At 58.0% G+C, this 9732-nt stretch carries 5 protein-coding genes; 1 reads left to right on the top strand and 4 read right to left on the bottom strand.

What is annotated here, in order from left to right:
* Nucleotides 1-213 (top strand): integrase core domain-containing protein (locus YU1_RS33050; protein ID WP_156922443.1); only part of this gene is annotated, 213 nt, incomplete at its 5' end.
* 71 nt (nucleotides 214-284) lie between these two features.
* Here the strand turns inward: YU1_RS33050 and YU1_RS31140 are convergent.
* From YU1_RS31140 to YU1_RS0124850, 4 genes are all read right to left on the bottom strand, one after another.
* Complete coding sequence (locus tag YU1_RS31140; protein WP_035716695.1) at nucleotides 285-464, bottom strand: transposase; 180 nt, start codon at nucleotides 462-464, stop codon at nucleotides 285-287.
* A gap of 145 nt (nucleotides 465-609) precedes the next feature.
* A complete protein-coding gene (locus tag YU1_RS33725) occupies nucleotides 610-7884 on the bottom strand; it encodes a type I polyketide synthase (RefSeq protein ID WP_198019063.1) in 7275 nt (2424 codons plus the stop codon).
* A gap of 622 nt (nucleotides 7885-8506) precedes the next feature.
* The gene (locus YU1_RS0124855; protein WP_245263452.1) at nucleotides 8507-9331 is read right to left on the bottom strand and encodes an IS3 family transposase; all 825 of its coding nucleotides are present in this window, start codon (nucleotides 9329-9331) and stop codon (nucleotides 8507-8509) included.
* Complete coding sequence (locus YU1_RS0124850; protein WP_029006236.1) at nucleotides 9304-9654, bottom strand: transposase; 351 nt, start codon at nucleotides 9652-9654, stop codon at nucleotides 9304-9306. The genes YU1_RS0124855 and YU1_RS0124850 overlap by 28 nt, the downstream gene beginning before the upstream one ends.
* Between the last annotated feature and the right edge of the window lie 78 nt (nucleotides 9655-9732).

The following is a 9732-nucleotide window of genomic DNA, read 5'->3' as shown; positions in this document are numbered from 1 at the left end:
AAACCCACGGACAACGCGTTCATCGAGGCTTTCAATGGGCGCTTTCGCATTGAATGCCTTAACACCCACTGGTTCTTGAGGCTTGCCGATGCGGCCGAAAAGATGGAGGCTTGGCTCAGATACTACAATGAGGATCGGCCGCACGGCGCCATCGGCCATAAGCCACCGATCACGTTACAAAACTCCGGCGGCGCACCCAGCCCGCCGCCGTGAGTAGGGGCCGGAAACTCTAACGGCCGGCGGTCCAAGAAATGGTCTCGGATCATCAACCCTCGGACTCTCTCCTAAGCCGGAGAAGAAACGGGGCTCAGGTCATCATCCTTCCACTGCAACCCGTTGCGGATCACATAGACGGTGCCACTCACCACCCGGCGGCCATCGACCCGCGGCACGCCATGGGCCAAGGGAAAGAAGGGCGAGATCCGAGACATCTGCCGCTCGCTCAGCAGGAACAAATCGCTCATCACAGCCCCCTCAATGGAGACTGCGAATCACAACTCAAGGCAAATTAATAGGTCCTGAGCCCAGTGCACGGCAAAGGCGGCACGCCGCGCCTTGTGGCGCCTCCCCCCTTCTCCGCGAGATCTTGATGCTCCCGCTCTTTCGCGGTTATTGCGACTGATGACCGACACGTCTGGAAATCCGGTCATAGAGCTCGCCGAACGTCCCTGCCTTAAAAATCTCACCCAGTTGCGGCGACCTCCAGCAATCGCTTTTCGTTAAGCCAACTTGAAGCGCTGCGGCGAGAAGACTGTTTCCACCAACGTCGAAGAAGTTGTCATCAAAACCTATTTCATTCGTACCCAAGAGCAACCTCACTTCTTGCAGGAAGCGACTCTTCGGATCACCCCCCCCCAGATCGCCCCTGCCTTTTCTAGCTTCTTCGCCCGACGATATCTCCTCTTCATCCGGCCGCTCTTCGGGCGTATTTGTTCGGACTTGGTCGACCCATTGCCTTATACGCGGAGGCAAGGGACGCGTCGCTACGATGACCTGACCATAGTCGACGGTTGCCAGTATGCGCTCAATAATGTCGATCGCCTCGTCGGAACCGAGTGCCACCTCCTTCGCGTGAGATATAGCATACCTTGCAGTGACCTGCGATTCGCACGAGTAATCCCAGTCATCCCAGTTGGAGCTGATCCACCGGGTGCCGACTTTGCCTGGCACTTGGCGTACAAACGCGTCCATGAAGCAATTTGCCGCCGCATAGGCGGCCCTTGCGGGTCCGCCGAGAACTGAAGCAAGCGAAGAGAAAAGGAAAACGAATTCTGGTCCTTGGGTGCGCGTAGATTGAATTCGTTTCAGCGCATTATAGAGATTGCGCGTTCCTATCACTTTGGAGGCGAACTCATCGGCTGATGTCGCGTCCTCCATCTCAGAAAGGAACTTCGGATCACATAACGCAGCTGCGTGGAAGATACCGTCAATCCGGCCGCACTCCCGAATAGTAACGTCGAAAACGCTCGCTAAGCGGTCGAAATTAGATACATCCGCCTGACGAAAGATCACCCGGCCCTTCGCATTCTCAAGCGCGGCCAATCGGCCCATCCAGCCATCCTCTTGGAGATCCACGCGCCCTGAACTCAAAAGGGCGGGTACTGCACGCCGGGTTACCGCGACGACCGTCGCCCCAAGCTTTACAAGATATTCGGTCAAGGAAAGACCGATTCGCCCGAGAGCTCCTGTGATCAGATAGACTCCTTCGGGTCGAAGGATCTCCTGGCCGGGGACTCTTGCGGCAAGGGTTACCTCGGGAAAATGTGGCACCCACCGCCGGTTCCCGCGGAGGGCGACCAACGCATCGGGACTTGGCAGGTCCCGCCTGATTTCAGCGAAGAGCCGATCGGTGGCTCCAGGTTCGTCAATGTTCAGGTCCACAACTCGACAATCGACGATCGGGTTCTCCTGTGGCAGTACGATGGTGGGACCAAAGGCGCACGCCTTTTCCGGATCTACAGCTTCCTCACCGACCTGGACCATCCGGTCGCCAACAATCCAGACATCAACAGGAGCCTGAAACGGCAGTGCAGAGAGAACTCGCGCCAAATCGACCATCGCCTCGTAGCTCCGCAAAAGATTGGTCTGCACCGTATTCGGGCCCCCGGATTCGCCGGCGCAACCGTGCAGGTGCCAGAGGCAGAGAATGCGGTCAGCGGGACGGCCCGAAGCGATCTCGGCGTCGAAGAGCGCCTTTAAGCCTCTTCGGGTGGGGTCGATCATGATGATGGACCCTTTGACCTTCATGGATGGATTCGAGGGTTTGGCTCTTCGGCAAATTCGAACAACCTCATGCCCCTCATCCTCCAACAGCCGCGTGATGCTGTTTGCCAACGCGTCTCCCGCGCGTTCCGCCCTACCAAAAGGCTGATCGGCGAAGACCAGCCAACGAAGCACCTTTGCGCTTCCGTCACCGCGAACCGCGCGGGGAAGTACTTTCTCTGTCCAACTCTGGCCATAGATGAATACCTCTCCCCTGCGCCGCTCTCGCTCTTCAGTCTGCGGCAGAACCGTCAAGCCAGTAGGCTGACCGTCCGGCCAGCAACGGTGACGATCAAAGGAGTACGTCGGAAGGGATATCCGCCGATAGGAACCGAACGGCTCCAATTGATCGCTGGCTCGTTCCCAATCCACAGCAACACCCAAGGACCAGAGGTCGCCAAGACACTCCAGAAGAACATGACGGTCGGTGGACTTCAGGTCGTCCTTCCCGTGCGCGGCTGAGAAGATCGCTGGATTTCTGGTCTTACCATCCGCTGAATCGATTGCTTCATGTGCGAAACGCGCCAGATTGCATGAGGGGCCGAGGTCAATGAGCGCGGTTGCGCCGGCCGCGACGATTGCCGCAAGAGAGCGATCGAATCGGATCGTTCCGCTGGCTTGCCTGCTCCAATAGGTCTCGGGTAGAGGCACCTTCGCCCGGTGCAGATATCCTCCCGAATTCAGAGAAATGGGCAATTCGGGTACTCGCTTCCCGAGCGCGCGGACATGTGCGTCGATAATATCAGCCGCGGGTTTCATCAGCGGAGAATGGCTGGGGACGCCAGCTGTTTCAAGAACCTGGTTGGGGATCTCTGCTTTATCGAGAGCCTCCTGCAGTTTTTGAATCAGTTCTCTTTTTCCGGTGAACACGACACTAGTTTTGGAATTCACGACACCGACGCTGATCTCGCCAGCTTCAGCCCGGTCACGCCAAGTGTCCTCCTCAAGAATGCGCTCAGCCTCGTCCGGGCTGCATTTGGCCGCAAGCATAGCACCGTCGACACCAAGATTCGCCATCGCGCGACCACGAGCGCACATTAGGGCGACAGCGTCGTCAAGGTTCAGAATGCCTGCTAGGGCGGCCACGACGTATTCGCTCATGCTGTGTCCGACAAGGTAATCGGGATGCACTCCACAAGCTTCCAGCAAACACGCCATAGCGTACTGCACAGAGAAGATCATGACGTTGATTTCTTCGAAGGATGCGGCCGCACAGCCGTCGTTTTCCCCAAATATCAGTGACGCCACATCACGATCCAACACGGAGCGAGTAGCGGCGACACAAATCAGGAACGGCTCGCGAAAGTCAGATACGTGATCAAACAGATCCTTGAACATTCCTTTGTACTGGACTCCACCACCCGGCAGCATAAACGCTATCGACGGCGAAGAACGAATTCGGTCAGTCGCTCCATCCGCCTCTTCCTCTAGCCTCTTGATGGCCATATCTAAGTTGCGCGCCACAATGACGACCCGATGATCAAAATGACATCTCGCCATCCGGAGCGTTTGAGCGACGTCACCGAGATCGACATCCCGGTTGCGCCGCAGGAACGTGGCCAAATTCCGACAGGCCCGACTCAACGCCGATGGCGTCTTAGCAGATAGGCACAGAGCGTGGGATCCCCGCGCGATCGATCCAGGCCACGCCCTTACTGTCTCGTTCATCCATTCCTGCAGCACGACATGGCAATTGGTTCCGCCGGTGCCGAGGCCGGTGACTCCGGCAGTTCGGGCGCGACCCTGCTTACGAGGCCAGGGTCTAAGCTGCTCATTGACGAAGAAAGATGTTTCTTCCAGATTTAACTCCTGGTTCAGCCGCTTAATGTTGATGGTCGGGGGGATTAGGCCTTTCTGAAGGCTGAGCACGGTCTTTATGAAGCTCGCGACCCCGGCAGCGGCACCAGAATGGCCAATATTCGGCTTGATTGACCCGAGTGCACAAGCACTTCTCGCGCCATCTTGAGTTGCAAAAACTTCCGCCAGAGCGCGGACTTCGACTGGATCACCAATCTTGGTGCCGGTGCCGTGAGTTTCTACGTATTCCACGTCTTCAGCGCACAGTGCAGCGGAGGCAAGTGCCTGGCGCACAACAGCAGCCTGGCCTTGGGCAGAGGGCGCCGAGAAGGACGATTTGGTGCGTCCATCGTTGTTAATTGCGCACCCTCTTACCACCGCATGGATAGGGTCGGCGGCCGCAAGAGCATCTTCGAGGCGCTTGAGAACGACGACCCCTACCCCATCTCCGAGTACCGTGCCGCCATCGGCATCAAAAGCGCGGCATACGCCGTCCGAGGAATTGATGAAACCTTCTACATGCTGATACCCCACTTGAGGGAACGCGATGCTCGCCGCGCCTGCCAGCGCCATATCGCAATAGCCGGCTGCGAGTGACTGGGCGGCGACCGCGATTGCGACCAGCCCGGTTGAGCATGCCGTTTGCACCGCAATACTTGGACCGTTGAGGTTCAGCATGTAGGACACGCGCGAGGCAAGATAGTCTTTGTCGTTGCCAAGCTTCGTCAGGAAAGCGAGCGGCGCGTTGGTAAGCTCTATGAGCCCCCCCCCCTTCAAATGATGTATTAGATAGAGGGGTAGGGACGAGCCTGCGAACACCCCTGTCCGGCCCTCGTGCTGAGCTGGCGCATATCCGGCCGACTCGAGTGCCTGCCAGCAGCATTCGAGGAACAGGCGATGCTGCGGGTCCATTAACGTTGCCTCACGGCTCGAGAGATTCCAGAAATCCGGATCAAAAAGGTGTACATCGCTAAGATGGGCGCCCACGCGCACATAATCGGAGCGTTTCAGGACAGCTTCCGGAATGCCCCGGGCCTTGAGTTCCCGTACCGAGAGCGGGGCGATCGAACAGACGCCTTGGCAGAGGTTTTCCCAGAGCGCATCGACGGTCTCTGCGCCGGGGAAACGCGCGGCCATACCAATCACAGCAATATCCATCGCGGGACCGCGTCGCACGTCGAAAGCCTCAATATGCGCCCTGCCCGTCGAGACGGACGCTGTTTTGGGAAGCTTCAGGTTTTGAGGAAGCCCCTGCTCGCTGCGGCGCCTGCGGAGAAGAGCCGCGAGTTCTTTAAAAGTCGGACTGAGGAAGACCTCCACGACGCGGAGCTCCACCTTCAGACTCTCACGAAGCTGCATGCAAAGGCGGGCCGCCAGAAGGGAGTGTCCGCCGAAGTCGAAAAAGTTGTCGCCCGGATCGGCAGCTTCGGCTTGGAGAAGGTCGCGCCAAGCTGCGCGAAGCGCCGATTCGACCTCGTCGGCTCCTGTGACTGAAGTGCACACCTCTTGCGCGACGTCACGGAGGCGCGAGCGATGAAGTTTCCCGTTGGCCGTAACGGGCAACTCGTTTAGAGTAACGAACTCTGACGGAATTGCGTAGGGCGGCACTTCGGACTTCAAGTGTGCCCGCAATGCAGCCTCCCAGCCCTTACACTTATCCCGCAAGACTACATAAGCGATCAGTTGATCGGGCTGACCAGTCTTCGGATCGAGCTCCGGCAAAACGGCGGCGGAGCAGACGCCCGAGTACCGAAGCAAAGCAGCTTCTACAGCCTCGGGGACGACACTATAACCTCGGATCTTCACCATGAAAGCGTAGCGCCCGATAATCTCTAACTCCCCGCCGGGCAGCATGTGGCCAAGATCGCCGGTGCGGAACATTGTGCCATCAGCGCGGAATGGGTCGGGAAAGAATCTTTCCCGTGTCATCTCCGGGCTGTCGAGATATCCATGACTCAATGCATCGCCGCCGACGAAGACCTCGCCCAAGAAGCCCAGTGGTACGGGGTCGCGTTGCTCCCCAAGGATATAGACACTGACGTTGTGCTGAGGCGGTCCGACCGGTACGGCCTTTTGTGTGATCGCAGGATCGATCTCGCTCAAGTCAATGTGCGTGACATCATACGCCTCCGCAGTGCGGTAGCAATTGATAATTTTGACTTGCGGAAGCAAACACCTCACACGCGCAAGCAACACTGCTGTTACCACCTCGCCTGATAAATAAATCAATCTGAGATCCGGAAGACAGAAGTGAGCTTCCAGAATTATGCTATTGAGAAGCACATTCAGTATTGAAGGTGTCAACATTATTCTTGAAATCCGATATCGCCCCAAGTACTCAACCAACTGGTACGGGTCGTAGATAACATCGTCCGGCACCAAATAGGCTGGTACCCCAGCGAGGATCGGCCGCATTATCTCCCAGACCAAGAAGATATTAACCGCCTCGCGCTCATTAGCCGCGTATGGCAGCGCGTGATAGCGCCACTGGTGAGAGCATACAGCGCTTCGGTGAGGGCAGACGATCCATTTCGGTTCACCAGTCGTGCCAGACGAGAATACGATTTGGGCCGGCGCATCGAGATCCACAGCTTGGGGGCTGGTCGGACTGGCCTTGTCGAGTCGCACCTCCCAACCCTCGTCGAGCGAGAGCGTAATACCCGACCAGTTAGGCGAAAGGTTTGCTGCGAAGCGGTTGCTGGTAACAACGAATTCAATATTTACCTTCTCAAGCGTCCGCTTTAGCGCAGCAACAGGCTGCGCTTTGTCAAGCACGACGTAAGCCGCTCCTGCCTTAAGAATACCGAACAGCGCGACGGCGTATTCGGGTGAGGCATCCATTAATATACCCACGCGCGAACCTCGGCTCTGCCCCTGTTCTAGAAGGTGCCTAGATAGAATTTCGCTCAGGTCGTCGAGCTCACGGTATGTCAAAATCCCAGCCTCTGAGACGACGGCAGAGGCCTCCGGATTGACGGCCGCCTGTTTACGGAATTGTTCATGCAGTGGTAGTTCGGGATAAGGTAGGGCCTCGCCAATTCGAATGGAAGCTGTGAGTTGCGCCCTTACCTCCCCAACTTCGCGCAGGAGCGTAGACACCACCTCCGCTGCCATGGAATGGGTGTAAAAATGATTGCTAGCAAACATAATCCGGGCGAAGCGCGCGGTCGTAAGTCGACGCCATTCGCTTAGGTCATTCGCATTGAGCAATTCATCTTGAAAACCTCCCATAGCCGTAATGGCGGCATTGAGAGGAGTTGGTAAGCTCCGGTCGTAGGTCTCATCAAGCTCGAAGTCGGCCCGCAGCGCCGGCAAGATGAAGTTATGCAGGAGCTCCTCATTTGCCAGCGCCTCCTCGGGGACCAAGCCAAGGGACCGGACCAGGTCGGCTAATCTATCGTCCCCGTATCTATACATAGGGGGCTCATCCGCCGGCACATCCGCTGACTTGTGAGCAGACACGACAACATGGAAAGGAGATGGCCGACCGGCCTTTTCCAGGGATCGGGCCATCTCGTAAGCCACAAGGGCGCCCACACTATGACCGAAGAAAATAAAAGGCCGATCGCTATATTCCCGGAGTGCAGCACCGACCACGTCTACAAGTATGCCCATGCTTCGGATGGCGGACTCAGTTGACCGCCTGCCGCGCCCGGGAAAATTCAAGCAAATAAGCTCAACGTCATCAGGAATGTAGTCAGACCAAGCACGGAACGACTCGACACCCCCCCCACCATGCGGGAAACAAATTATCCGATACGATGGATTGAGTGACCTCTTTACGATGCTCAGCAATGCTGTGATTTGCTCGCGAACTTGTTCCATTTCTCCACCCCACTTCGATTTGGGCGCCCGACAACCAATGTACCCGCCGTCACAATCGCATTTGCTGGATCCATTGGGTGTCTGAGCATCGCTCTCCCCCACGGCATGCAGTGAGCCGCTACGAACGTGTGGCTGCACCGGAACGGCAATACGCCCGATGCTACACCCAGGCAAATTTCGCGCCAGATTAGGCGCCGGTCCTTTGGGCATTTTCCATTCACGCAGCCCACTTCTGGCGGTCGGAAACCACAGAAGTTACCGGGCCGGAATAGTTGCGGGATCCGTCTGAGGTGATGAGTTGGTGTAGTTGCGTCCATTGTTGTCCAGAGGTTCTCGACGAACCGCTCGGCGGGGGCTTCGAGTTTTGAGAATGCGCTTTCGATCGAGATCGAGGCTGTACGGCGGGAGATTATCCTGTTGTCGGAAGCTGGACAAAAATGCAGGGCGACAAACAAGGTGATGTCGCGGAAGGGACGCCCATTACTGAGCCCCCCCCCCCGCACAGATTGCCTGCGGGGTTGCCCATAGATCTCTCATAGGCCGACTTTTTCAACGGAATCGGTCAGAAGGCTGCCCTGCTGCCTGTCATCAAAGTGGAGTGCGCCCCTGCGGGTAGACAGGATCAGGCTGCGGATTTGACCGTGAGCCGGGCGTATTTTTCCTCGAACTGCTGCGGGCTAAGATAGCCGAGCGCGGAGTGCAGTCGGCTGGCGTTGTAGACCTGATCGATGAAGCGCGGAACGTCGGCGGCGACATCCTCGAAGGTTTCATAGGCCATCGGATAGACGGCTTCGACCTTGAGCGTCTTCATAAAGCTCTCGGCTTTGGTGTTATCGTACGGATTACCGCGGCGCCCCATCGATCCGACGAGACCATGTTCGGCCGGGGCCTGCCGGTAGCGTCCGGCCGCGTATTGCGATCCGCGGTCGGTGTGGTGGACGCAGCCGGGCGGCGGTTTTCGCTTTTCGATGGCGGAGCGCAGGGCGGCCAGCGTCAGCCTAACGTCGATCGAGCGGCCGATGGCATAACCGACGACCCTGCGCGACCAGGCGTCGAGGATGACGGCAACGTAGACGAAGCCCGCGGTGATCGCGACATAGGTGATATCGGCCACCCAGAGCTGGTTCGGCCCATCCGGCAGGATATCCTTCGCCAGGTTCGGGAAGATCGGCAGTTCATGATCGCCATCGGTGGTGGCGACATAGCGCCGGCGCCGACGTGGTTGAAGACCATGCTCGCGCATCAGGCGCCGGATCTTTTTGTGGTTCACGACAAAGCCGCGGTGCCGCAGCGCTGCCTGCATCCGGCGGTAGCCATAGGCCTCGAAGCTGTCGGAGACCGCCGCCATCGTCTCGACGAGCGCCGTGTCGTCGATGCTGGTGACCGTCGTGTCGTAATAGGTCGAACGCGCGATCCCCATCAACCGGCATCCTTCTGCGACGGAGATGCCGCGGGGCCGGTGACAACGGATGTAGTCGCGCTTCTCGGCCGCGGTCCGTGCTTCAGAGCCCCCTTTAGGAACTCAATCTCCAGAGCTTGTCTGCCAACGAGCCGCTCCAACGCAGCGATGCGCGCCTCGTAGGCTTCGATCGTATCGGCGGCGGCGGCCTCGTCGTCGAAGGCGCCGACTTCGAACTTCTGGATCCAGATACGGATCAGATTTCGCGACAGATCGTGTCGTCGAGCGAGGCTGTGGAGCGTCTCGCCCGCCAGGTAATTCTGGGCTACCTGGCGCTTGAACTCGATGCTGTGAGTGCGGTGTCGGGCCATGGGCTTTCATCCTTCGAAAGCCCGGCTCTCCGGTCAATTGCTCACCGTCACACTGTCCGCCTCAAGGGGCGCACTCCA

Source organism: Azorhizobium doebereinerae UFLA1-100 (assembly GCF_000473085.1).
Taxonomy (GTDB): domain Bacteria; phylum Pseudomonadota; class Alphaproteobacteria; order Rhizobiales; family Xanthobacteraceae; genus Azorhizobium; species Azorhizobium doebereinerae.
This window is presented reverse-complemented; position numbering and strand designations above follow the sequence as displayed.

Coding starts and splice junctions, on each gene's coding strand:
- YU1_RS0124850 (WP_029006236.1), bottom strand. CDS start 9,654: ATGGCCCGACACCGCACTCACAGCATCGAGTTCAAGCGCCAGGTAGCC.
- YU1_RS33725 (WP_198019063.1), bottom strand. CDS start 7,884: ATGGAACAAGTTCGCGAGCAAATCACAGCATTGCTGAGCATCGTAAAG.
- YU1_RS31140 (WP_035716695.1), bottom strand. CDS start 464: ATGAGCGATTTGTTCCTGCTGAGCGAGCGGCAGATGTCTCGGATCTCG.